Source organism: uncultured Cocleimonas sp., from assembly GCF_947495625.1.
In the GTDB taxonomy this organism is placed as follows: Bacteria; Pseudomonadota; Gammaproteobacteria; order Thiotrichales; family Thiotrichaceae; genus Cocleimonas.
Genome location: NZ_CANLZW010000017.1, coordinates 34,186 through 58,960, shown reverse-complemented (window position 1 = coordinate 58,960; position 24,775 = coordinate 34,186). Strand labels below are relative to the sequence as shown.

Annotated in this window: 22 protein-coding genes; 11 read left to right on the top strand and 11 right to left on the bottom strand. The window is 41.0% G+C overall.

The annotated features are described in order from the left end of the window. Window positions 1-68: 68 nt before the first annotated feature. Both rsmA and hemW read left to right on the top strand, forming a co-directional pair. Window positions 69-899, top strand: coding sequence for a 16S rRNA (adenine(1518)-N(6)/adenine(1519)-N(6))-dimethyltransferase RsmA (gene rsmA / locus Q1A31_RS11055; protein ID WP_299876303.1), 831 nt, complete (start codon window positions 69-71; stop codon window positions 897-899). Then, on the top strand, window positions 900-2,039 hold the full coding sequence (hemW, locus tag Q1A31_RS11050; protein ID WP_299876301.1) for a radical SAM family heme chaperone HemW: 1,140 nt from the start codon (window positions 900-902) through the stop codon (window positions 2,037-2,039). Between the two features lie 189 nt (window positions 2,040-2,228). Here the strand turns inward: hemW and Q1A31_RS11045 are convergent, their stop codons facing one another. From Q1A31_RS11045 to Q1A31_RS11030, 4 genes are all read right to left on the bottom strand, one after another. Then, the gene (locus Q1A31_RS11045) at window positions 2,229-2,774 is read right to left on the bottom strand and encodes a DUF937 domain-containing protein (RefSeq protein ID WP_299876299.1); all 546 of its coding nucleotides are present in this window, start codon (window positions 2,772-2,774) and stop codon (window positions 2,229-2,231) included. A 206-nt stretch (window positions 2,775-2,980) separates the two neighbouring features. Further along, window positions 2,981-4,111 carry a PilT/PilU family type 4a pilus ATPase gene (locus Q1A31_RS11040; RefSeq protein WP_131904930.1) on the bottom strand — a complete coding sequence of 377 codons (1,131 nt, stop codon included), beginning with the start codon at window positions 4,109-4,111 and terminating at the stop codon, window positions 2,981-2,983. Between the two features lie 65 nt (window positions 4,112-4,176). Continuing rightward, the gene (locus Q1A31_RS11035) at window positions 4,177-5,340 is read right to left on the bottom strand and encodes a PilT/PilU family type 4a pilus ATPase (protein ID WP_299876296.1); all 1,164 of its coding nucleotides are present in this window, start codon (window positions 5,338-5,340) and stop codon (window positions 4,177-4,179) included. Window positions 5,341-5,456: 116 nt separating this feature from the next. Further along, window positions 5,457-6,503 carry a type IV pilus twitching motility protein PilT gene (locus tag Q1A31_RS11030; protein WP_299876294.1) on the bottom strand — a complete coding sequence of 349 codons (1,047 nt, stop codon included), beginning with the start codon at window positions 6,501-6,503 and terminating at the stop codon, window positions 5,457-5,459. A 161-nt stretch (window positions 6,504-6,664) separates the two neighbouring features. Between Q1A31_RS11030 and Q1A31_RS11025 the strand changes: the two genes are divergently transcribed. The 3 genes from Q1A31_RS11025 (at window position 6,665) to Q1A31_RS11015 (ending at window position 8,847) form a co-directional block, all read left to right on the top strand. Further along, window positions 6,665-7,354 carry a YggS family pyridoxal phosphate-dependent enzyme gene (locus Q1A31_RS11025; RefSeq protein ID WP_299876292.1) on the top strand — a complete coding sequence of 230 codons (690 nt, stop codon included), beginning with the start codon at window positions 6,665-6,667 and terminating at the stop codon, window positions 7,352-7,354. A 30-nt stretch (window positions 7,355-7,384) separates the two neighbouring features. Then, window positions 7,385-8,200 (top strand): pyrroline-5-carboxylate reductase, encoded by an 816-nt coding sequence (proC, locus tag Q1A31_RS11020; RefSeq protein WP_299876290.1) that lies wholly within the window; start codon window positions 7,385-7,387, stop codon window positions 8,198-8,200. A gap of 74 nt (window positions 8,201-8,274) precedes the next feature. Next, window positions 8,275-8,847 carry a YggT family protein gene (locus tag Q1A31_RS11015; RefSeq protein WP_299876288.1) on the top strand — a complete coding sequence of 191 codons (573 nt, stop codon included), beginning with the start codon at window positions 8,275-8,277 and terminating at the stop codon, window positions 8,845-8,847. A gap of 117 nt (window positions 8,848-8,964) precedes the next feature. Here Q1A31_RS11015 and Q1A31_RS11010 read toward each other — a convergent pair whose 3' ends face one another. Next, on the bottom strand, window positions 8,965-9,567 hold the full coding sequence (locus Q1A31_RS11010; protein ID WP_299876286.1) for a 3D domain-containing protein: 603 nt from the start codon (window positions 9,565-9,567) through the stop codon (window positions 8,965-8,967). Between the two features lie 329 nt (window positions 9,568-9,896). Between Q1A31_RS11010 and Q1A31_RS11005 the strand changes: the two genes are divergently transcribed. Beyond that, window positions 9,897-10,511 (top strand): DUF1131 family protein, encoded by a 615-nt coding sequence (locus Q1A31_RS11005; protein ID WP_299876284.1) that lies wholly within the window; start codon window positions 9,897-9,899, stop codon window positions 10,509-10,511. Window positions 10,512-10,591: 80 nt separating this feature from the next. Beyond that, the gene (locus tag Q1A31_RS11000) at window positions 10,592-11,164 is read left to right on the top strand and encodes an alkylphosphonate utilization protein (RefSeq protein WP_299876282.1); all 573 of its coding nucleotides are present in this window, start codon (window positions 10,592-10,594) and stop codon (window positions 11,162-11,164) included. A 112-nt stretch (window positions 11,165-11,276) separates the two neighbouring features. On the opposite strand, the gene Q1A31_RS10995 is transcribed toward Q1A31_RS11000, so the two are convergent. The 3 genes from Q1A31_RS10995 to Q1A31_RS10985 form a co-directional block, all read right to left on the bottom strand. Then, window positions 11,277-11,699: a cytochrome c gene (locus tag Q1A31_RS10995; protein ID WP_299876280.1), complete on the bottom strand. Its 423-nt coding sequence runs from the start codon at window positions 11,697-11,699 to the stop codon at window positions 11,277-11,279. A gap of 125 nt (window positions 11,700-11,824) precedes the next feature. Beyond that, window positions 11,825-12,289 (bottom strand): hemerythrin domain-containing protein, encoded by a 465-nt coding sequence (locus tag Q1A31_RS10990; RefSeq protein ID WP_299876278.1) that lies wholly within the window; start codon window positions 12,287-12,289, stop codon window positions 11,825-11,827. Then, window positions 12,264-13,280: an ion transporter gene (locus Q1A31_RS10985; protein ID WP_299876276.1), complete on the bottom strand. Its 1,017-nt coding sequence runs from the start codon at window positions 13,278-13,280 to the stop codon at window positions 12,264-12,266. The genes Q1A31_RS10990 and Q1A31_RS10985 overlap by 26 nt, the downstream gene beginning before the upstream one ends. A gap of 131 nt (window positions 13,281-13,411) precedes the next feature. Between Q1A31_RS10985 and Q1A31_RS10980 the strand changes: the two genes are divergently transcribed. Continuing rightward, window positions 13,412-17,713 carry a DEAD/DEAH box helicase gene (locus Q1A31_RS10980; protein WP_299876274.1) on the top strand — a complete coding sequence of 1,434 codons (4,302 nt, stop codon included), beginning with the start codon at window positions 13,412-13,414 and terminating at the stop codon, window positions 17,711-17,713. 78 nt (window positions 17,714-17,791) lie between these two features. Here the strand turns inward: Q1A31_RS10980 and nadC are convergent, their stop codons facing one another. Both nadC and Q1A31_RS10970 read right to left on the bottom strand, forming a co-directional pair. Then, window positions 17,792-18,622 (bottom strand): carboxylating nicotinate-nucleotide diphosphorylase, encoded by an 831-nt coding sequence (gene nadC, locus Q1A31_RS10975; RefSeq protein ID WP_299876272.1) that lies wholly within the window; start codon window positions 18,620-18,622, stop codon window positions 17,792-17,794. A 143-nt stretch (window positions 18,623-18,765) separates the two neighbouring features. Further along, the gene (locus Q1A31_RS10970) at window positions 18,766-20,037 is read right to left on the bottom strand and encodes an NAD(P)/FAD-dependent oxidoreductase (protein WP_299876270.1); all 1,272 of its coding nucleotides are present in this window, start codon (window positions 20,035-20,037) and stop codon (window positions 18,766-18,768) included. Between the two features lie 272 nt (window positions 20,038-20,309). Here Q1A31_RS10970 and Q1A31_RS10965 point away from each other — a divergent pair, with 272 nt between their 5' ends. From Q1A31_RS10965 to Q1A31_RS10955, 3 genes are all read left to right on the top strand, one after another. Next, entirely contained in the window at window positions 20,310-21,542 is a 1,233-nt protein-coding gene (locus tag Q1A31_RS10965; RefSeq protein ID WP_299876268.1) for a multifunctional CCA addition/repair protein, read from the top strand. 234 nt (window positions 21,543-21,776) lie between these two features. Next, entirely contained in the window at window positions 21,777-22,097 is a 321-nt protein-coding gene (gene hspQ, locus Q1A31_RS10960) for a heat shock protein HspQ (RefSeq protein WP_299876266.1), read from the top strand. Window positions 22,098-22,109: 12 nt separating this feature from the next. Then, window positions 22,110-22,805 (top strand): sulfite exporter TauE/SafE family protein, encoded by a 696-nt coding sequence (locus Q1A31_RS10955; protein ID WP_299876264.1) that lies wholly within the window; start codon window positions 22,110-22,112, stop codon window positions 22,803-22,805. A 145-nt stretch (window positions 22,806-22,950) separates the two neighbouring features. Here Q1A31_RS10955 and Q1A31_RS10950 read toward each other — a convergent pair whose 3' ends face one another. Then, complete coding sequence (locus tag Q1A31_RS10950) at window positions 22,951-24,765, bottom strand: BatD family protein (RefSeq protein ID WP_299876262.1); 1,815 nt, start codon at window positions 24,763-24,765, stop codon at window positions 22,951-22,953. Window positions 24,766-24,775: the final 10 nt, after the last annotated feature.

The following is a 24,775-nucleotide window of genomic DNA, read 5'->3' as shown; positions in this document are numbered from 1 at the left end:
TAAACGGCAAGACAACAGGTTATAATCAGACCCCCTATTTGGGGGTCTGATTATTTCCGGAGTAAAAAATGCAAGACTACAAAACAAAAAAACGCTTCGGACAGCATTTTCTGAATGATCACTCTGTTATCGAAAAATTGATCTATGAGATAAACCCTAAACCAAATGAAAAAATTGTTGAAATCGGCCCAGGTCTTGGCGCATTAACATTTCCACTTCTAGATAAAATAGATTCGCTTAACGTAGTGGAAATAGACAGAGATGTTATTGCTCGACTCCAGCAAAAGAATAATCCTAAACTCAATATTCATGGCGTCGATGCTTTGAAGTTCGATTTTAGAACATTGCTTCAAGATGAAAGCAGTGACACAAAGTTAAGAGTAGTAGGTAATCTCCCTTACAATATTTCCACGCCACTCATCTTTCATTTACTTGAATACAGACATCAAATCTCCGATATGCACTTTATGTTACAAAATGAAGTGGTAAACCGTATAACAGCCGAGCCTGGCTCAAAAACCTTTGGGCGCTTGTCTGTTATGGTTCAATATTTTTGTAATTGTGAGTATCTGTTTTTTGTAGGACCTGAATCTTTCTCGCCTCCCCCTAAAGTTGATTCCGCTATTTTGAAACTCACTCCGTGGAGTGAGCTACCTTTTCTAGCGAATGACGAAGATCATTTATCTCGCTTAGTCGCGCAAGCATTTTCCATGAGACGTAAAACACTTCGAAACAATCTAAAGAAAATATTAACTGCTGAGCAAATTGAAACTGCTGGAATTGACCCTTCTTTAAGGGCGGAAAGCTTAAGTGTGAAAGACTTTGTTACTCTTAGTAACTTATCAAGTAGCCTAGAAAGTAACTTAGACAGCAATACAGAACATGATATCAAAACATAAATGATACCTATTCCATTAAGCCTCTATATTCACATCCCTTGGTGCGTAAAAAAATGCCCTTACTGTGATTTCAACTCACATCAAGCGAAAGGAGAAATCCCTGAAGAGCAATACACGCAATCTCTCATAAGCGATCTAGAAGCAGAGCTACCTGAGATATGGGGAAGATCAATTGAGTCAATTTTCATTGGAGGTGGAACACCAAGCTTGTATTCGGCCAATGCTATGGATCGACTCTTATCCAGCATGAGAGAAAGGCTGACTATTCGACCTAATACGGAAATTACCATGGAAGCCAATCCCGGGACTTTCGAACAGGAGCGTTTTAGTGCTTATCGAGAAACAGGGATCAACCGCCTTTCTATTGGCATCCAGAGTTTTAATGATAAACATCTGAAAGCTTTAGGCAGAATTCATGGCGCTGATGAAGCACAAAAGTCGACTAAAATTGCTAAACAAGCGGGATTTGATAATTTCAATCTGGATATTATGTATGGCTTGCCTGAACAAACAATAGATCAAGCCATTGCAGACCTTAAACAAGCAATAGATGCCAATCCCACTCATATCTCGTGGTATCAATTAACTATCGAAGAGAACACTCTATTTCATCATTCTCCACCGGTTACTCCAAACGATGAAATACTCTGGGAAATGCAACAACAAGGTCAAAAACTTCTAGCGGATGCTGGTTATTATCAGTATGAAGTATCCGCTTATGCCAAAGAAGGCAAGCAGTGTCGACACAATCTAAATTATTGGCAGTTTGGGGATTACTTAGGGATTGGCGCTGGTGCTCATGGAAAAATCAGCATGCCTGATGGCGAGATTAAACGTCACACAAAATATCGTCATCCGGAGAAATATATGGATGAAGGTATTAATGGTAAAGCACGTTCCAGCGAGAAAAAACTGGCTACAGAAGACCTTGATTTTGAATTTATGTTGAATGCTGCGCGATTAAAAGAAGGCTTCACTAAAGAGCTGTTTGAGGCCAGAACGCTGCTTTCTTTTTCCAATGTTGAAGAGAAATTAAATACATTAATAGAAAAAGAATTGATCGAATACGACAATGAAAAATATAAACCAACAGATAAAGGTTGGCATTTCGTTAATGACATCGTCAATAGCTTTATTTAACGATTAAATCATCCAGCCATTTGTCGCTACACAAGGCTTAACAAAAAAAACAGCCCCAAAGTAGGGGGGTGGCTTTCGTTATTTTCAAAGCCTTTATCGCCAGAAAAAACCACCTCCCCACTTATGAATGTTATTACGTTTTTGTTATTTGAAAACGTAAATAGAATTTATGCAGAGCTAGGTACTTTTTTAACGTGCCATAAATGCTTTAAACGCCATACCTAATACATCATCTATCATAGAACCGTCTTTATCGGCATCGAGTAAATTGGTCAGAAAGCCCGAAGATTCCTGCCTGGATGGCGCAGTTTTACTACCACCCAGCATCTTCTTGCCTAAAGAAGCCATTACCATTGTTGCGACTACAGGTAACATCTTCTTCAATAAACTACTTCCTAGACCTGTTTCTTTTGATGAACGTTTCGCCACATGACGACTAACATCTTTATTACCAAAAATATGACCGAGTATATCATTACCTTCTTGAGTGGTCTCTTTCTTACCTAACAAAGAGGGATCATCGAGATAACGGGAATGGTTTCCTTTCTCTAGAGCCTCCATCAAGCTATCAAGGCCTTTCATCTCTTGTGCATTAGCTCCAAGACCACGGGAAAGAGAGTCTGCTAAAGATGAGATTGCATCTTTAGCTTCAGATTCATTAACACCAAAATTATTGGCAAATTCAGAAATGGCATCTGTATTATTTTTATCAAAAAGCAAGTCATTGATATTCAAGTAAGGCTCCTAGTACTTTGTATTAAAGAATTTAAGCGAGCTATTACTATAGATAGTAAACCTTTATTTCTCAATAAAAGTTTCTTTAATGGTATTTCTTGAGTGAGTGGTGTTTTTTGAGTAAGTGATATTTCTTAAGAAAAAAAGAAAAGAGCCTTCTTGAGAGTACACAGAGTACACCCAAATAAGGCTCAGTGAAGAATGGTTTAAGAAATCTCTGGTAAGGCGCCAGATAATACAGGTTTACTATTGATAGAACGCTCATTCTGTTCTTCTGCTTTACCGTCAAAGCTAAGCATCCATTCAAGGTTGTTTTTAGAACTCGCATGTTCAAGTGCATTTTCACGAGAGATTTTACCCGCTTTAAATAACTCAGCAAGTGACTGGTCGAAGGTGTGCATACCATCCGCGCCACCTTTCTCGATGATATCTTTAAGCTCTTGCATACGTCCTTTTCGAATAACTTCTGCTGAAAACGGTGAATTCACCAACACTTCAGTAGCAAGCGCATAACGACCATCCAGACTTGGAATAAGACGCTGCGCAATGATCGCATTCAGGTTCAAAGATAGATCCATTAACACACGGTCCTTTTGATCAGCAGGCAGTAAGTAAATCAAACGTTCCAATGCCTGAATCGAGTTTGTTGCATGCAGTGTACTGATAACGAGGTGACCTGTATCGGCAAAACCCATTGCTGCTTCTACAGTTGCAGTACTTCTAATCTCACCTACCATGATGACATCAGGTGCTTCACGCATGGCTTCTCGCATTGCATTTTCGTAAGAGTGCGTATCAAATCCTACTTCGCGCTGCCCGATAATGGATTTATCATGACGGTAAGTAAATTCGATAGGATCTTCAATCGTTAGAATATGCCCCGAAGCACGTTGATTCCTGTATTGAATCAATGATGACATCGACGTTGATTTACCCGCACCGGTAGAACCTACGAACAAGAATAAACCTTCTTTTTTCATCACCAAATCTTTTAATACTTCCGGCAATCCCAAGGCTTCAGGAGCCAAAATATCTGATCTTACATAACGAATAACCATCGATACTTCGCCACGCTGAAAGTAGACATTAACTCGGAAACGACCAAGATCTCTGACCGAAACACCTTTATTCATCTCTTTGGTACGATGAAAAACGGCCCACTCTTTATCGGATAACAACTCTTTGGCAAATGCTGCAATAACACCTGGCATTAATTTGTTTTTTGAGATGCTCTCAAGGCTACCCATGACCTTTATAGAAGCGAAAGCACCTGTAGTTAAGTACAAGTCAGAAGCTTCTCTTTTTACCATAAGCTCCAAATAAGGGATTAGTTTCATAATGTTTTCAGCCTTGAAAGATCAATCAATTTATTATTTTTATTTGTTTTTACTAACGTTAATACTTAAAGCTTAGGTGTGTAATCATCAAGTGTTTCCATCGCAAGTGACTCAGTACCTTTAAAGAAGTCACCCTTTTGAGCTTGACGGCTATTCAACTTCAATTGCAGACGCAAATCATTAACCGAATCGGCATTGCGTAAACCTTCTTTCACCGAAATCATACCCGCATCAATAAGGCGGAAAATTGCCTGATCAAATGTGCACATACCCAATTGGTTAGATTTAGAAATTAACTCTTTTATTGCTGGGATATCCCCTTTGTAAATCAAGTCAGCCATCATCGGTGTATTCAACATAACTTCTACTGCTGGTAAACGACCATCATCTTTTATTTTACGAACTAAGCGTTGCGAAACTACACCTTTCAAGTTTAAAGATAAATCCATTAGCAATTGATCACGACGTTCTTCTGGGAAGAAGTTGATAATTCTATCCAGTGCCTGGTTGGTACTGTTCGCATGTAGCGTGGTCAAACATAAATGACCCGTTTCTGCATAAGCAATCGCATACTCCATAGTTTCTCTATCTCGAACCTCACCAAGCAAAATAACGTCTGGCGCTTGTCTTAAGGTGTTTTTCATCGCTATTTCATAGCTATCTGTATCAACCCCCACTTCACGTTGTGTCACTAAACACTGATGATGATCATGGGTGAATTCAATCGGGTCTTCAATCGTAACAATGTGCCCCATTGAGTTTTTATTTCTGTAATCGATCATTGAAGCCAAACTGGTAGATTTACCAGAACCTGTCGCACCTACCATGATAACCAAACCACGTTTTGTCATCGCAATATCTTTCAAAACGGGAGGTAACACTAACTCTTTAAACGAAGGAATATAATCAGGAATATGTCGTAAAACCATACCTGGCGCACCACGTTGTGTAAAAGTATTTACACGAAAACGGGCTTTTCCTGGCAAACTAATTGCGAAGTTACACTCCATGTGCTCTTCAAATTCTTTCATTTGCTTATCATTTAAGATCGAACGAACGATAAACCCTGCCTGCTCCGCATTCAGCTTCTGGTTCGACAGAGGCTTCATTTGACCATCAACTTTAATTGATGGAGCAGCCATCGAAGTAATAAACAAGTCAGATGCATTCTTTTCCAAGGTTGAATCTAACAACTGGTGGACGTAACTTATCGCGCTTTCTTTATCCATTTTTATTCTTCACTTTTATAATCGTTATTATTCTTAATGTGATTGCTTTTGTGTCAACAAGCGATTCTTATGCAGTACTTTGATGCACTTTGCTAATAATGTACTTTGCTAATAAATTAGCTTCTGTCCATAATCGCTTGTGGATTATCTGCCTTCTTCATAGCAACATCACGAGAGATATGACCCAAGGTCATTAGCTTCTGTAGACTTTGATCCAAGGTCTGCATACCGTCTGCTGCACCTGTTTGAAGCGCAGAACGCATTTGTGCCAGCTTGTTTTCTTTAATCATGCTACGAATAGCGTTTGTACCAATCAGTATCTCATGAGCTGCTACTCGACCACCCTGAACACGTTTTAGTAGTGTTTGAGAAATGATTGCCTGCAACGATGAAGAAATCATTGATCTCACCATGTCCTTTTCTGCCGCTGGGAAAACATCAACAATACGGTCGATGGTTTTAGGCGCACTGGTTGTATGTAGTGTTCCGAATACCAAGTGACCTGTTTCTGCCGCTGTTAGCGCCAAACGAATGGTTTCAAGGTCACGCATCTCACCAACCAGAATCGTATCTGGATCTTCACGAAGTGCAGATCTAAGTGATGCATCAAAACTTTGCGTATCACGATGAACTTCACGCTGGTTTACCAAACTTTTCTTACTCTGGTGTACAAATTCTATCGGATCTTCAATCGTTAAAATATGCCCATGATCGGTTTCATTCTTATAATCAATCATCGCTGCCAAGGTTGTGGATTTACCAGAACCCGTAGGACCTGTTACCAGAACTAAACCACGAGGCTTATCAGAAATCTTCTTGAATATTGCCGGAGCATCTAGGTCTTCTAACGAAAGTACTTTACTGGGGATGGTACGAAATACCGCTGCTGCACCACGATTCTGATTAAATGCGTTTACACGAAAACGAGCCACACCGGGAATTTCAAACGAGAAGTCAGTTTCCCAATTTTCCTCGTAAGCTTTACGCTGTTTATCATTCATGATGTCGTACACCATACTATGCACTTCTTTGTGCTCTAGCTCAGGCATATTGACTCGACGCATATCGCCATCGACACGAATAATCGGTGGTTCCCCTGCTGAAATATGTAAATCTGATGCTTTGTTTTTTACCGAGAAAGCAAGTAACTGTGTAATATCCATAAATGACTACTTTTATTTATTGTTATTAATTATTGGAGTCAGTATTTAAATTCTTTTATTCTAATAACATCGTTTCCATTGTTATTTAGACGCTAGTTAGGGCACTATCCCCAGTGCCAAAAACTATTCCTACTGACATTTACGCCACAAATTTATCATATATGACTCAAATAAGTGACAATCTCCAGATAATCGGTGCAAAACTAAAAAAGTATTCACTGCAATATAATCGTACTGAGAATTCAGTCAAACTACTCGCCGTGAGTAAAAAGCACGACAGCACCAAAATACGAGAAGCCTATGAATGCGGCCAAAGAGCATTCGGCGAGAATTACGTACAAGAACTATGGGACAAATATCAGGAGTTATCTGACTTAGATATCGAATGGCACTTTATCGGACCACTACAATCCAATAAGACCAAAAAAATAGCTGAAATTGCAGACTGGGTTCATACTATTGATCGCCTAAAAATAGCGCAAAGACTGAATGATCAACGCCCAGAAAATCTAGAGCCACTCTCTGTTTGCATTCAATTAAATATCAGCGGTGAAGAAAGTAAATCTGGTATTTCAATAGATGAAGTAACAGATGTAGCGAAAGAAATTATCAAACTGCCTCATTTAACATTGAGAGGCTTGATGGTTATTCCCGCTCCTGAAGATAACTTCGACAAACAACTGGAGGTATTTGCTAAAGTCAGCGCCATAAAAGAGTCACTAAGCCTTGAACTAGGGATAGAGCTTGATACACTTTCAATGGGTATGAGCAATGATATAGAAGCTGCTATTGCAGGTGGCTCGACCATGGTTAGAATAGGCACAGCCATTTTTGGTCAACGCGAATACTAAATTACATTCACACAGGGATTACTTAATAGCATGGGAAAAACGATTACTTTTATTGGCGCAGGAAACATGTCTCGCAGCCTAATAGCAGGATTACTTCAAGACGGCAGTACGCATAACATTCGTATTTCAGACCCTAATGAAGAACAATTGACGGGGATTACTGCAAACTGGGCGGCAATAAATTCTTATGTAAATAATGCCGAAGCCATTGATGGTGCGGATGTTGTTGTACTTGCAGTTAAACCTCAGATCATGCAGATGGTGTGTGAACCACTCGCAGAAGTCTTTGAAGCTCAAAATCCCTTAGTTATTTCTATAGCCGCAGGTATTAATTTAGAAAATCTTGAAAAGTGGTTAGGAGATTATTCTCCCGCCGTTGTTCGCTGTATGCCGAATACACCTTCGCTGGTGCAGTCTGGAATGACAGGGCTTTTTGCGAATAAACAAGTTTCAGAAGAACAAAAGAATCTGGCTGAAAGCATAATGCGCGCAGTTGGAAGTACACTTTGGTTAGATGATGAAGGTTTAATGGATACCGTTACCGCTGTATCTGGCAGCGGTCCCGCTTATTTTTTCCTGGTTATGGAAGCAATGCAGGATGCCGCACAAAAAATGGGATTAAGCGCTGAAGACGCCCGCTTACTGGTCTTACAAACTGCGTTTGGGGCAGCTAAACTAGCCTTAGAAAGTAGCGATGATGCATCTATTTTACGTCAAAGAGTTACATCCAAAGGTGGAACTACAGAAGCAGCTCTAAAAAAGCTTGTAGATGGCGGCTTACCCAGTATCTTTGAAGAAGCATTGGTTGCAGCTGCAATTCGCTCGAAAGAATTAAGTAAAATATAAAAAGTCACCCCCCTACTTTAGAGGGCTTTTTCCCTTTTGACATTATCACCCAATAATAACTGGAGAAGTTATCAGTGTTAGGTTTATCAATATTAGGACTCTCAGTCGTCTCTCAAATCGTTATCTTTTTAATAGAAACCGTATTTTCTTTATATATCGGTGCGGTGGTGATTCGTCTACTACTTGGCTTTGCACGCGCGAGCTTTCATAATCCTTTCTCACAGTTTTTGGTAAAAATAACAAACCCTGTGTTAGTACCACTGAGACGTTTCATTCCGTCTTTCGGGAGTGTCGATACATCTGCGGTTGTTTTGGCTTACACTTTAACCTTGGTAAAGCTAAGTTTGCTGTTCCTTATTAGTAAAGGTGCAATTATGTTTCCTGAAACATTGCTCTTTGCCTTAGGTGAATTGGTAAAAACCATTATCTGGATTTATATCATCGCTTTGATTATTCAAGCAATTATGAGCTGGGTAGGAAACACTCAAGGCAATCCATTGGTGCCATTAATTAATAGCCTGACCAACCCTATTTTAAGACCTATTCGTAAAGTTGTTCCACTTGTAGGTATGATGGATTTATCGCCGTTAGTTGCGATTCTAGGATTGAATATTTTGCTAATAATTGCCAACAATCTATTCCATTAACTTGAGAATGATGGGCAAATACCAGAATACCTAAATACTACAAAATTTACAGGCATAAAAAAAGCCTGCTAAGTTGCAGGCCAAAGGGGATGTTCTTTAAACGTTAGAGGGTATAAATTAGATTTGGTTCCAAAGTATTTCTACTTTTCGACGACCCCATTTAAATGCCTTACGCTTGTTCATTCCCATATATATATCTATTTTCTTGCGCCAGCGCTTGTTCATTTTATCCAGCACAACATATTCGCCTTCTAGGCCTTTGATTCTAACTTTTTGCTTATGCTTTAAACCGTATACTTTCAAAAGATCACGAGATACCGCAATTGCTTTCATACCGGGCTTCAGTCTATCTCCCCATGCAGCAATATTAGGGGTGCTATCTGTTTGATCAGCATGAGAAGTGTAGGCCGTAGCAGTCACATGTAGGCTTTTGTCATAATCAGAGTAGCTAGCAGCCGTTAAAGACGCTTTAACTAACTTGGCTTTTCCGCTGCTCTTTTCTGATGAATATTTAGCTTTGACAGAAGCTGCTTTTTTATCAAACTCTGCAATCAACGCTTTATAAGCTAGTTGTAATTGCTTGGTTTCTTCAGCAGTTTTCGTTTTAGTGATAACGCTGTTCTTATTCCGTGGGCTCGCATTTGCTGACATTGAGAATATAAAACTCAATAGCACAGCTAGCGTTAATCCATAAACGCTAAGGGGTTTATTAGTAAACATCTTAATTTCTTCCTAATTTAGGCACTCCAAAAAGGGGGGATAAGTGCCAATTTCAGCGCATATTAGCAAAAGATGATTTACTAATAAAGCTTAATTTAAACTTTCTCTCGCTTATTTTTTATGCATTTCTAACAAAAAGAAAGAATAAAAAATAACAATTGTGTAAATAACAACAAACAGTTTAGTTTGCAGACATCGAATAAAGTTCAAAATTATCGAACTTATCCTCACTCAAGTCCTCCTTATACACTCCCGCCTGATTGTTCTCCTAATTGCTTTATGAGAGAATGCTCAATAGTTAGGCAATTATATATGGATAGAAATTTATTATGGAAAATGCAGTCCTAAACGTATCTAAAAATACGTTAACAGTGTTCTTATTCACCCTTATTTTATCTTTAGGCTTAACAGCTTGTGATAATGATGATGCTATAAAAGACACAACAGCAGCAGTGGAAGATAAAACCATAATCTTATCTGCAGATGGTATCGGACCCATCAATGCCACCACATCATTCAATATGCACCAGATGACCTTGGCATTTAGTGATTATAGTGTTGTTGAAGAAGTCAACTTCCAGGATGGTAATCCATTTCCAGCAATACGCATTTCAGAAGGCGTAAAAACCATATTAAATATCATCCCAGATGCGGCACATAAAAATATCTACTCAGTCATCATTGAGGACAACATTATCCAGAACAGTCTGGGTCATCATCTTGGGACACTCTACAATAAAGTGTATACCTACGGTCAAAATGAGCAATGTCAGGCAGGCTATTCTGATATGTCTGGAAAAGTACTGTGCTACGCTCCGAATACGCCAAATATTTTATATGTATTTAATGGCAAGTGGGATAACCCAGTTACGGGCAAAATTCCTCCTGCAGATGTTTTACAAGGCTGGTCTCTTGAATCCATTATCTGGCGCCCAAAATCCTAAACACCAGATTCTTCATCTATGGCATAATCCCGTTTTTTTAGCATCACCTAAAAACAGATTACTATTGCGAGAAGTGAGAGATGAGCCTAGAACAATCCCTAAAAGACCGAAGTGAAAGCAAATGCGAACTATGCTCGGCAGAAAATGATCTGAGTGTTTTTGTAGTACCACCGGAAACCAACCCGACAGTTGATACCAGCATCTTAATTTGCGAAACCTGTAAATCCCAAATTGAAGACCCATCCAGCATGGATGCAAATCACTGGCGTTGTTTGAATGACAGCATGTGGAGTCAGATACCAGCCGTTCAAGTGATGGCATGGAGACTGCTTAATAGCCTGAAAAGTGAAGGTTGGCCGCAAGATCTTTTAGATATGATGTATTTAGAAGACGAGACAAAAAAGTGGGCAATGGCAGGTGTTGGTCCAGGCGCAGATAATGATGAGCCAACCCTAGATGTTAACGGAACAGCATTAAATAATGGCGACTCTGTCACGTTGGTTAAAGATTTAGTGATTCAAGGCGCAAACTTCACCGCAAAACGCGGCACCTTAGTAAAAGGCATATCACTTACTGATGACACCTCACAAATCGAAGGGCGTATCAATGGCACTCGTATCGTGCTTCGCGCGGCTTATATGAAGAAAGCATAATAAGATTAAAATAGAGTAACCCGCCCCCCAACATTTAGAGCTTTGGTTAACTGAAATAAAGCTCTAAACGTAGGGTATGACATTACTTACACAGACAATAGCTGAATAATTACTATTTTTCCTGTATAGACTGAAGATAATAAACAAGCTCTAGAACCCGAGCGCGTGTTGCTGTTTCTCCACCAAAAGACCCGTATTTCTTGATCGCCTCTTTATTGTATCGATCACCCCAAACTGGCATCGCACGATCACCATGCCCTGAAACTTCAGTACGACCATCAATAACCTGAAAAACTTTTAAAAACGGGTAAACACTATTTCCTGCATTCTTCGCTAGCATGGTCAGATTCGAAGGCTTCACCGTTAGAAACTTGGCCATCTGCCCGTCTCCTTTTCCACCGATACCATGGCAAGAAGCACAGGAAACCCGATATTCATTAGAACCAATCAACTCTTCTTCTGCACTTGCTAAACTACTTATAGACAATGTAGTTAGAAGTAATGCTAAAGCAGTAATTTTTTTCTTTGAAAACATAACTATTCTCCTCTATATACTGTGGATACCTCTCCTTCAGGTTTGAATATAATTTAGAAAAAGATTAGAAGATGTGACAATTCTTAATTAGTTTATAATTAACTGAAATTATCTATTCAAGTTAATTATTCTAAAGGCACAAAATTCAGGATTGCATCCAGCTGCTCATCACTAAAGGTTGATTCCACAATCGGGAACAACTCTCTTTCTTCAATACGCGTGTGATTTTTTAGCATGCTTGCAAACTCAGCCAGGTCTTCTCTTGCACTGGCCACATGAAGTTTTGGCATTAACATTCGCATTGCACCATGCTCTTTTAATAGCTGTGTAGCGATGCCAATATGCTCTCTATATTCTTTAAAGATCGGAGCGAAAATGGTTCGCTCTTCGTGCTGAAAATGCACCTCTAGCTCATTTTCATAGTAATCTTTAACCGTTTCGATTGCCTCCGTAATGGCGCTCTCATCTCCAGATTCGGCAATTTCAGCAATACGTTTAGCCATCACCAATGACCCATGATGCTCTCTCGACAAGTCTTGTAATTGTTCCGCTCTTTTCATTTGATTATTCTCTATCTTTACTAAACGCATTTTCTTTAGCTGCTTCAGCAGCATGCTCATTGAGGTCAAATCCGCAATTGGGGCAGACGTTGACACTGGTGTTATTTTTTTTAACTTTATTCCGTTTATTTATTGCTCTGGCTTCACGCAGCATGATGGCTGCGTCTGTTCTAGATATGCCGAGATTCAATCTCAACTCAATAAATTCGGAATTTTCATGTTTACTAAAAGTGCCGTCTTCTACCCAAACCATCAGCGCGGTCTTAAAATGCTCTCTCCTACGCGTCACTTCTGATGTAAAACCAGAAGCCAATATACCAGCTGGTAACGCCGCCATACCAATACCCGTGATCACTATTACAATTCCAAGCGCACGCCCTATTCCGGTAACCGGGACGACATCACCATAACCTACAGTCGTCAAAGTAACCGTAGCCCACCACAAGGCTCTGGGAATACTCCCAAATTCTTCAGGTTGAATTTTTCCTTCAACAATATGAATACCCGCAGCTGAAATAACAATAAGAATCATCAAAACAAATATTGCCGAGAGAATTGTCTCAGCTTCTTGCTTAAAAACCGTTGTGAGTAACTCCATCGAGCGGGAATAACGCGTCAATTTAAATATTCTAATTAAACGCAATGCTCTTAAAATAAGAAAATCATGACCGAGGAAAAGTAAATAAGAAGGTAATATCGCCAATAAATCCACCATTGCCATTGGGGTAAACATATAGCGTAAACGAGTCATAAACGGATGACGTTCTTCGTGCGTTTCTCTTTCAATAGAAACCCAGACACGCATAAAGTATTCAACGGTAAAAACCACCAATGTAAACAGATCCATCCAGCGAAAAAATACAGTGTACTTATCATGGATACTCTGCTCAGACGCCGCAACAATGCTGAACACATTCAAAAAAATCAACACCATCAAGCCAATATTTATGACATTACCATAAGCGCCTTTATGATTTTGTTCTAATACTTGATACAGCCATTTTCGACGGGGTTCGCTCATATCTTTATTCTACAATACACCCCCCCACTTTTAGCGAGTTTTTTTCAAAACATAGATCAGCTAAATACCTCTTAGAAGTGTTAACTAATTACAGACTGGAGAAAAGCGAACAAAAAGCGTATTATCATAAGATGAGTTCTCCTAGTTTCCATCCGGCCATCACCCGCTGGTTTAATTCTAACTTTAAAGCAGCAACGGATGTTCAGGAGCAATCGTGGTCTGCAATAAATCAGGGAAAACACACATTACTCGCAGCGCCAACAGGTTCGGGTAAAACGCTCGCCGCATTTTTATCTGCGATTGATCAGCTAATAAAAGAAGGGCTCGAACGCGGGCTGGAAAATGAAACCCGCGTACTTTACATCTCACCATTAAAAGCCCTTTCCAATGATATTCAAATCAACTTACAACAACCGTTGCAAGGCGTCCGTGATTCACTATTAGAATTAGGTTTGCACGATGTCGATGCGCGCGCCTGGGTGAGAACCGGTGACACACCTCAAGCAGAGCGCGCCAAAGCAATTCGCACACCGCCGCATATCCTTGTCACCACCCCAGAGTCGATCTACATTCTGCTGACTTCTGAGTCTGGCAGAAAGATGTTAAGCACCGTGCAAACCGTCATCATCGATGAAATTCACGCCATCGCAGGGAGTAAACGTGGTTCCCACCTAACGCTCTCATTAGAAAGACTGGAAGCGCTCACCAAGGAACACAATCCAGAATCTCATCTGCAACGCATCGGTTTATCCGCTACACAAAAACCCATCGAGACCATGGCTAAGTTTCTAGTCGGTGATCGTGATGAGGAGTGTGCGATTATCGACACAGGTCATTCTCGCGAGCGCGATCTTGCCATTGAAATGCCTGCCTCACCACTTAGCGCAATCATGTCGAATGAGATCTGGGAAGAGATTTACGCGCGCCTTGAATACTTTTCCAATACGCATAAATCGGTGCTGATCTTTGTAAATACTCGACGCTTAGCCGAACGCGTTGCCAAAAGCATGGCTGATCGAATTGGCGAAGAAAACGTCATGGCGCACCATGGCAGTATGGCAAAAGAAAAACGACTCGAAGCTGAGCAACGCCTGAAAGCAGGTAATCTTAAATGCTTAGTCGCCACAGCGTCATTAGAATTAGGTATCGATATTGGTGATATTGATCTGGTTGTGCAACTCGGTTCACCTCGGTCGATTGCCGCATTTTTACAACGCGTTGGACGTTCAGGTCATGCTGTTGGGGCAACGCCTAAGGGGCGCATTTTCCCATTAAGTCGCGATGAGCTAGTTGAAACCACGGCATTATTACATGCCGCAAATCAGGATGATTTAGATCGGGTTATTATTCCCAAACAACCGCTGGATGTTCTCTCACAACAAATCGTTGCTGAAGTTAGTGCGCGCGAATGGAACGTCGATGAACTCTATCAGACATTTAAAAAAGCATTACCCTACGCTGAGCTTACGCAAAAAACCTTCGATGACATTATAAAGATGCTAGCGGATGGTTTTTCTACACGACGCGGAAGACGCGGTGCCTACATACATTATGATGGTATCAACCGTCTTGCTCGTCCCCGCAAAAGCGCGCGCATTATTTCGCTAACCAATGGCGGTGCAATTCCCGATCAATTCGATTGCGATGTGGTATTGCAACCTGAGGGTTATCGTATTGGAAGCGTGGGCGAAGATTTTGCCTTTGAAAGCCTGCCCGGAGATATTTTCCAATTGGGTAATCGCTCTTATCGAATATTAAAATCAGAAATCGGCAAAGTGTTTGTCGAAGACGCGGATGGTCAACCACCTAACATTCCTTTCTGGGTGGGTGATGCATTGGGGCGTACCGATGAATTATCAGGAACCGTATCCGCCCTACGTGAAACGGTCGATGAATTACTCGACGAAAGCGAAGAATGCGCAATTGCTTTTTTGCGTGCTGAATATCACTTATCACGAAGTGCTGCCGAACAATTGGTTGCTTATCTGGCTGCTGCCAAAGCGGCGTTAGGTTTACTGCCGACACAAAGCAATGTTCTTTTCGAACGCTTCTTTGATGAAGTGGGCGATATGCATTTCGTGATTCACTCCACTTTTGGATCACGCATCAACAAAGCGTGGGGTCTGGCTTTACGAAAACGCTTTTGCCGTAAGTTTAATTTCGAATTACAAGCAGCCGCGCTGGAAGACAGTATTGTGCTGTCATTGTCATCCACCCATAGTTTTCCCATGGAGGAAGTCGCCCGCTACCTAAATTCGAAAACGGTGCGTGAAGTGTTAATTCAGGCGATGTTAGATGCTCCTGTATTCCCGACACGCTGGCGCTGGAATGCGACGATTTCACTGGCCGTTTTGCGCAATCGTTTTGGCCGTAGGTCACCCCCCTACTTTCAGCGCTCTGATGCCGAAGATTTAATGGCCGTGGTGTTTCCCGATCAGATTGCCTGTCTGGAGAATATCGCTGGCGAACGCGAAATTCCTGATCATCCTTTGGTAGAACAAACCATCAAAGACTGCCTGAATGAAACCATGGATATCGATGGTTTAATCGAAGTCTTACAGAAGATCGAAACGGGCAAAATCAATATCACCTGTTGTGATTTAACTTCACCATCACCGCTTTCTCAAGAAGTGATTACCGCAAAACCTTACGCATTCCTCGACGATGGCGAGGCTGAAGAACGCCGCACCATGGCGATTAAATCTCAGCCATTTATGAGCACTGAGGATGCCGCCTCATTACGCAAATTAGATAATGCAGCGATAGAGAAAGTACGCGAAGAAGCCTGGCCGATTGTGCGCACTGCCGATGAATTACACGATGCACTGATGGTATTGGGTTTTATTCTCGAAACTGAGCAAGGCAAAGTATTATCGAATAGCGCTGTCGATGTGATTAGCAATTGTGGCTGGCAACACATGTTTGATGAGCTCGCCAATGAAAGTCGTGCGCATAAAATTAAGATAATCCACTCTGATAGTAATGCAGATATATTATGGGTTGCTGCAGAACGGTTACACGAGTTTCTGGCGGTTATTCCTGAATCAAACCGCGAAATAACTAGCCTCGAATCTACTAATAACAAACAAAATGTCACCCCCCCACTTACAGGCACTTTTTCTACAGAGAACCCATTACTGGAAATTTTACGCAGTAGGCTGGAAGGGCTCGGTCCTGTCACTGCCGAGCAACTAGGTCAACCATTAGGAATCGATGCAAATAAAACCAATCAGGTTTTACTCGCGCTTGAACAGGAAGGCTTCGTTATTCAAGGTCACTTCACCCGACAAAATAGCGAAGTTGAATGGTGTGAGCGCAGACTGCTCGCACGCATCCATCGCTACACTATTTCTCGACTACGCCGTGAAATTGAACCCGTTTCGCTGGCCAACTATATGTCATTCTTATTTGAATGGCAGGGCTTGGTGGATAAAGGCGAAGGTACTGAATCCCTTGCTCATGTACTCGAACAGCTGGAGGGTATTTCGCTTTCCGCGGCTGCGTGGCAAGAAGGCGTATTGCCAGCGCGCATCAAAAATTTCAGTATCGATATGTTAGATAGCCTGTGTATTTCTGGAAGAATTAACTGGCTACGCTTGAATGTCGCCTCTTCAAGTAAAAAACTTACCAAGAAGAAATCACCCGTGAAGAATACTCCCATTGCCTTATTGCAACGAAGCCATCTTCCCCAATGGAAGCAACTCGCAGGAAAACCCGACGAATACAAACTCAGCCCCTATGCAGAAAAAGTCGCTGAAGCGTTAAGCAATCATGGTGCGTTATTCTTCTTCGACATTGTTCAACACACAGGTATTTTGCGCACTCAAGTCGAAGATGCTTTGGGTGAATTAGTCAACTGGGGATTAGTCACGTCAGACGCCTACGTAGGTTTGCGCGCATTGATTACGCCTTCAGCCAAACGTCCTAAGTTTCACGCACGGCGTGGAAGAAGCACCGCCAAAGTGTCACCTTTCGATAATGCCGGCCGCTGGAGTTTGATCAGACAAATCAACAACACAGAAACAACTCAAGCCTCACTGAATCAGGATGAAATAGAATTCATCGCATGGACGCTACTGAATCGTTACGGCGTCATCTTCCGCAAAGTGTTAGAACGCGAAAATAACCTACCGCAATGGCGTGATTTATTACGCGTTTACTGGCGTATGGAAGCGCGCGGTGAAATTCGTGGCGGACGTTTTGTAAACGGTGTCAGTGGCGAGCAGTTCGCTTTACCCGAAGCGCTCAATGTACTGCGAAAATCCCGCAAAAAGAATAAAACAGATCAATCGATTACGATTTCTTCGGCGGACCCGTTAAATCTGGTCGGCATTCTTCTACCTGGGGATAAAATTCCAGTGACACCACTAAGCAAAATATCATTTACAAATGGAGTTCCGGAAGCTACATCAAACTTCAAAATAGCTAATTGACAGTTTTTAGAGCAATCAGAATGAAGTGTTTTTCTCTGGAAAATGAATTTTACTTTTTCATTGAATTGCCTACCTATATTACAATTCAAATCTCATTGAAAGATCAACGGCTGCGATATCCTTTGTAATCTGACCAACGGAAATAAAGTCTACGCCTGTCTCGGCGATTCCCCTTACAGTGTCCAGATTAACTCCACCAGAAGCCTCTAGAGAGATTCGCCCGTCATTCTCCAGTACTGCTTCTCGCATCGTTTTCAAATCAAAATTATCTAGCATTATGACATCTGCGCCTGCTTTAGTTGCTTCTCTGAATTCTTCAAAATTTTCAGTTTCGACTTCAATTTTGATATCTGGATGTAACTGTTTCGCCTGCTTTACTGCTTCTGTAATCGAACCTGCAGCCATAATATGATTCTCTTTAATCAGAATCATGTCGTATAAACCTATACGGTGATTTTTACCACCACCACAAAGTACCGCATATTTCTGAGCATCACGCAGATTTGGTATAGTTTTGCGAGTATCTAATATTCGAGCATTCGTACCCTTTACTGCCGATACAAATTTTTGTGTTTGCGTTGCTGTAGCAGATAGAGTTTGCAGAAAATTTAATGCTGCACGCTCACCGCTAAGGATTGATCTGGAATTGCCTGATAGTGAGCAAATGATCTCATTAGCATCAACTTTTTCACCATCCTTATAATTCCATGTGATTTCCACATCAGGATCGATCTGATGAAATACTTCGTTAAACCAGGGAATTCCCGAAAGTGTCGCATCATCACGGCAAACAACATTGGCTTTGGATTGGTTTTCTCTGGGAATTAAGTCAGCAGTCACATCGCCACTACCAATATCTTCTTGCAATGCGAGATTTACATGAGAAGAAATATTTTCAGGAAGTTTCATTAAGATCCTTTTTGTTAATCAGAATATCTGTTTTGTTCCACAAAAAACGGGAAGCAAAGCTCCCCGTCTATTCTACCAAATTACTTTTCCTATAAACTAGGATAAGTTTTGTACATTTAACAACTTTTCGTTGTTTGAATTAGTTACTTTAAACGCGTAACTCCCATCATTTTAAGTACAGACTTCTCATAGAAAGGCTCTGAACTACCCTTCTTCATTTTACGGATGAAGTATTTCTCAAATGCGATCTTCGCTAGATGTACCCACTTACCTTTCTTAAACCAAGCCACATTACGTGGTGGTATTTGAGGTATAGCAAGGAATGCAGCACCAGTATCACCCATGTCAGCTAAACATAATGCCGTCCATGTACCTTTCGCGTAAGGCTCTTTACCTTCTAAAGATGCCTTAATATTGTGTACGGCAGAAGTCACCATAGACTCAATCATATATCCCGTCTTAGGTGCGCCTGTTGGCACTGGCGTCGATTCAACAGGAGGAATAGCAATACATACACCCGCTGAATAAATATTCTGATACGTTGGGTTACGATGGAACTCATCAACCATAACAAAACCACGTGGATTACAAAGACCTTCAACAGCTGCAACTGCATCAACACCGAAGAATGATGGAAGCATCATGGCGAGATCAAAATCAATCTCATGGTTCTCGTAAATCTCACCTTTGGCATCAAGTTCTTCAACGAACATTTTGCCTTCTTCAACCTTAGTCGTCTTAGCGTTAACTACCCATTTAATGTGCTTGCTTCTTAATTCAGACTCAAGCATACCTTTAGAATCTCCAACACCACCAAGACCTAAATGACCGATATAAGGCTCAGATGTAACCATCGTAATATTAAATTTATCGCGAATTTTACGCTTACGTAAATCTGTATCTACAATTAAGGCAAACTCATAAGCGGGACCAAAACAACTTGCGAATGGCATCGCACCAACAATAATATGACCGCTACCTTTTTCGATTTGCTTTTGGTAGTCCACATAAAATGCTTCAGCGTGGTCAACGGTACATACAGAATGAGTAAACCCTTTTGGACCACTGCCTTCAACTTCGTCAAAGTATAATTTCGGGCCAGTCGCAATAATTATGTAGTCATAATTAATGGTATCGCCACCTTCCATCGTTACTGCGCTATTTGCAGCATCAATTTTATCCACTCGACCTGCGATAAATTTGATGCCTTTTTTACTTACATATTTTTCAATAGAGAAGGTGATATCGTTTCTCGTTCGCCAACCTACTCCTACCCATGGATTTGAAGGTGTAAACTGAAAATAATCTCTTTCGTTAATGAGAGTTATTTCATGGCCTTCACCTAACTCATCTTTTAATTCGTAAGCTGCTGGCATTCCACCTGTTCCAGCTCCTAACACAACAATATGCGCCATAGTTTTATGCTCCTTATTATTTTCAATAGATAGTTTATCTAAGAACTCATGGTAATTGACAAAGGGTATATCAGCTTTTACAAAGCTTTGTTCATTGAAATGGAGATTACCCACAAATCCTAGGGGATTTATCAATAAAATCACAATAAACTCTGACAGTCAATTTAAAACAACGTGAGAATTACTTAATAGGTATTAGTACTTAGGCAATTAAAAAATCACCCTAAATAAACATCGTGAGGCGAGTTAATTTTTTCGGGTATAATTTCGTTATGAACACCTATTTAGTCGGCGGCGCCGTAAGAGACAAATTATTAGGACTTCCCGTCAAAGATCGTGACTGGGTTGTTGTCGGCTCGAGCCCAGAAGAAATGATAGAGCAAAATTTTACTCCTGTAGGCAAAGACTTCCCTGTTTTTTTGCACCCCAAAACAGCTGAAGAATACGCCCTTGCACGTACCGAAAGAAAAACAGCAGCCGGTTATACTGGCTTTCAATTCCACGCTGATAAAAACGTCACCCTAGAAGATGATATTTTAAGACGAGACTTAACCATCAATGCCTTGGTTGAAGATGAAAACGGCAAAGTCATTGATTATGTAAATGGTTTGGCTGACATTGAAAATAAAATACTTCGGCATGTTTCTCCCGCTTTTAAGGAAGATCCTGTAAGAATACTCAGAATAGCTCGCTTTGCTGCACGCTTTTCAACACTGGGATTCACCGTTGCTGACGAAACCATGAAACTCATGAGTGAAATGGTAAAAGAAGGCGAAGTAGATTCTTTGGTTGCCGAGCGTGTCTGGCAAGAAACTGTGAGGGCATTAGCCGAACCTTCCCCAGACGTTTTTATTGAAGTCTTGAGAGAATGTGGCGCACTTAAGGTTTTATTCCCGGAAATTGACCGACTTTTTGGTGTGCCTCAACCTGTGGAGCATCATCCAGAAATTGACACTGGGGTTCATACGATGATGGTTCTGCAACAATCATGCATTCTTAGTGATGATCCCGTGGTTCGGTTTGCTGCATTGACACACGACTTAGGCAAAGGCACAACACCCAAAGATATATTGCCACATCACTATGATCATGAAGAAAGAGGCTTTTACTTAGTTAAAGAACTTTGTGAGCGTTACCGCATACCAAATGAGTTCAGGCAGTTAGCAGAGATAACATCACGCTATCACACACATGTACATAGAGCCTTTGAAGTAAAAGCTAAAACATTACTGAAAGTGCTGAATAACACGGATGCATTTCGCAGACCAGAGCGCTTCGAACAATTTTTACTCGCCTGTACTGCAGATAGTCATGGCCGCCCAGGCTATGAAGACTATGACTATCAACAAGCTCCTTTTTTTAGTTTAGCCCGCAAAACTGCCGCTGATGTGGACGTACAAGAAATAATCAAAGAAGGCTATAGTGGAGAAAAAATCAAGGAAGAGCTTTATAAACGCAGGCTAAATGCGTTAAAATGCTTAAGAGAGAGTGTCGAACAGACATAACGCTAGAATTATGCAAACAATGATCTCTCTAAAAATAATTACAATTAGTTGATAATCAATTTATAAGAAAAGGTTCCTTAGGCATTTACATAAGGCCTACTTGAAACCAAATAAAAGAACCATACGTTAGTATTAATAACTAACTGTGTAAGTAGTTGTGAGATTAGATTAAACCAACAAAAAAACTGTACACATAACGGTAGATTAATAACACATCAACAACAGGGGCATGACATGAGCATATTAACAACAGCAGGATTCAATATTGGTGATGTAATCATTCATAGAAATCAGAAATTCCGTGGGGTCATCGTAGACGTCGATGCCGATTTCCAGGGTTCTGATGATTGGTACGATCAATACACAACCAACCAACCTTCAAAAGATGCACCTTGGTACCATATTCTTGTCGACGAAGAAGGCTCCATGGCTTACGTTTCAGAACAGAATATTTATACAGATTCTTCGAATATGGAAGTTGAGCACCCTATGGTGGATGACATCTTCGAAGACTATGAAGCTGGGCATTACATGCCACGCCAAACCATCAATTAATCCTAGCCATACATGCCAGAATGGCTAAACCACTCCCAGTACCTGGTTGCTTTTATTACTGGGTTGCTGGGTGGCGTTCACTGTTTTGGCATGTGTGGGGGTATTGTCGGAGCCCTCAGCTTAGGCAATGTAGGCAATAATAACGCCTCACAAAAATCTGCATTTATCATTTCACTCGGCTACAACTTTGGCCGCATCACCAGTTACACCCTTGCCGGGGCAATCGTTGCTTTTATCGGCTCATCTCTTATTGAATTAACCGGCTTACAAACAGCTCAAAAAGTACTCGCAACCATCGCCGCTGTGTTTATGGTGGCTTTAGGTTTATATCTGGCAGGATTCTGGAGCGGCCTCGCCAAAATTGAAATCATCGGCCAAAAATTCTGGAAGCATCTGCAACCGATTGGTAAACGGTTTATCCCTGTCACCAATTTTAGGCAAGCAGTGCCGTTAGGCTTTATCTGGGGATGGTTACCCTGTGGCTTAGTGTACACGGCACTGATCTGGACATTATCAGCAGGTAGCGCATTAGAGGGCGCTTTAATCATGTTGTTTTTTGGCTTAGGCACATTACCTAATTTACTCGCGATGGGTGTTATTGCCGCTCGATTATCCAGATGGGTAAAACTACCCGCCGTTAGAATAGGTGCGGGCTTATTAGTTATCGCGATGGGCCTTTATACATTGCAAAGAGCTTTAATCTTTTAAAATGTAAAACGTTATATCTAAAAGGTCACCCCCCTACTTTTAAATGATATTCCGTTTTTGTTTTTAAAAAACGTAAATAGAATTTATGCAGAGCTAGGCACTTTTTATTAAAACATCACCTAATTGAATTAGATTAAACAAAAAACTAAACAGGATACAAAGGCTCCAAACCATTTTGTTTTTGAGGTAAAGGCACAGACTTTCTATAGAATCCCTGAGTAACTAATTTTTCCAACTCATTTCCATCCCAGTCGCTCGAATCCGCCGAATACAAGCTTTTTTCTAACTCTTCTATCACTTCACTTCCATTACCTAATTCTTGCGCAAGAATACCCAGGTTCTGTATTAATTGATCATTCCATTGCGCCCTAACTAACTTAAGCAATGTCCTTGCAGCCATATGTTTATCATTCGATTTGCAAGCTTCTGCAAGCGCATTTTTTAACGCTTCCATATCGACTAATTGAACTGCTTTTTGAGGCTTCACGGCTGAATTTTTAGTCTTTTTTCTACGCTGTTTAAAACCAAACATGACAAACAGTATTACCCCAATGCCAAGGAATAATAATACCAGCGTTTTCCAGCCCCAGGACATCGGCATCTTAATCGTTTCGATCTGATCAGAAATGCTATTCGTTGTATCGGTGTTTTTAGTTACAGCTGGTAGTGGGTTATTATTTTCAATCGCAGCTATCGGATTTCCAGTGACGTTTAAATTCCATTCTGGCAGAGTAAACGTCTTCTGCTCTTTGTTATTCACATCCCACCAATCGACATTAATCTCCGGAATAATCACTTTGCCTGCTTTGCTGGGAATGTAATTGATATCAATTTGGCGAATACCATAAATCGTACTACCGTCGTTGGGCGTTTCAGATTTAGCTTGATCGGTATAAACCTTCATCCCCTCAGGCTTTGAGATATTGATATCCGGTATCTGCGAACTTGCAAGACCTTTCGCTTGCAGTATTAATTTTCTGGTAACGGGTTCGCCTACTTTTAGTTCAGGAGGAGCTTCGGTCCAGCTATCAGTCATGATCAATTCTTCAGCAGGTAACCACGCGGCACCTTTAAAGCTTTCCGGAACGGGTAATACGTTTACATCCATTGCTTCGCCGCTAATACTAAACGGACGACTCGGGCCTATTGAACGACGCCCAAAAAACTCATCAAATGGCGTATTAAAGAATGGATTCTTGTTTTGCCCACCAAAAAACTGATTGAGCATATCAGTCTCATCCATGCGTTTTCTGAGGTTTGGAGAGTCTCCGCCTGAGAGCGCGATGCGGCCTCTAACAATGGTTGGTGGAATATGCAACACGCCACTTTTTTCTGGCGATATTACAAAGCGCTTTTCTACGACGACATACTTCTTACCCGCACGCACCACCTGATATTTTTTATCATTGCCTAATGCCCTGATATTGGCATTTTTGATTTGCGGCGAAAAGACTTCACCGGTCTGCATCGCAGAATCATAATAAAGCTTTACCGTGTAGGGAATCTGCTGTTGGACATAGGTCTCTTCATTATCCAGATCAACTGAAGATTCTACAAAAATATGTTTACTGGTTTCTGCCGCAACTTCTGGTGGTAGATTAGCAATGGTGACAGTCAGGGAATTGGTTTTTTCATTGCCAACGGTAATCTCTGGAATCTCCAGCTTACCCACAGACTTTGGCATCAACTCAATGGTCCAGGTTTTCTTGAAACTACGAGTGCCATTGAGAATATTGATCTGAGAACTGGTACTGCTGCCTTGCACCTCAAAATCTTGTTGAAGCGAGCTTAAATCAGGCTGAGCATTATCATTCTGGTCACTCTGAATAATCAGGGTGATCGGATCACCCTCAAATACTGTAGACTGATTCAAAGTGGCTTTTACCGCTGCATGAGCAGGAATTAAAACTACCACCACTAAAGCTAGTAAAAGTGATTTTATGAATATTCTAAATTTCATGGCCAAGTTC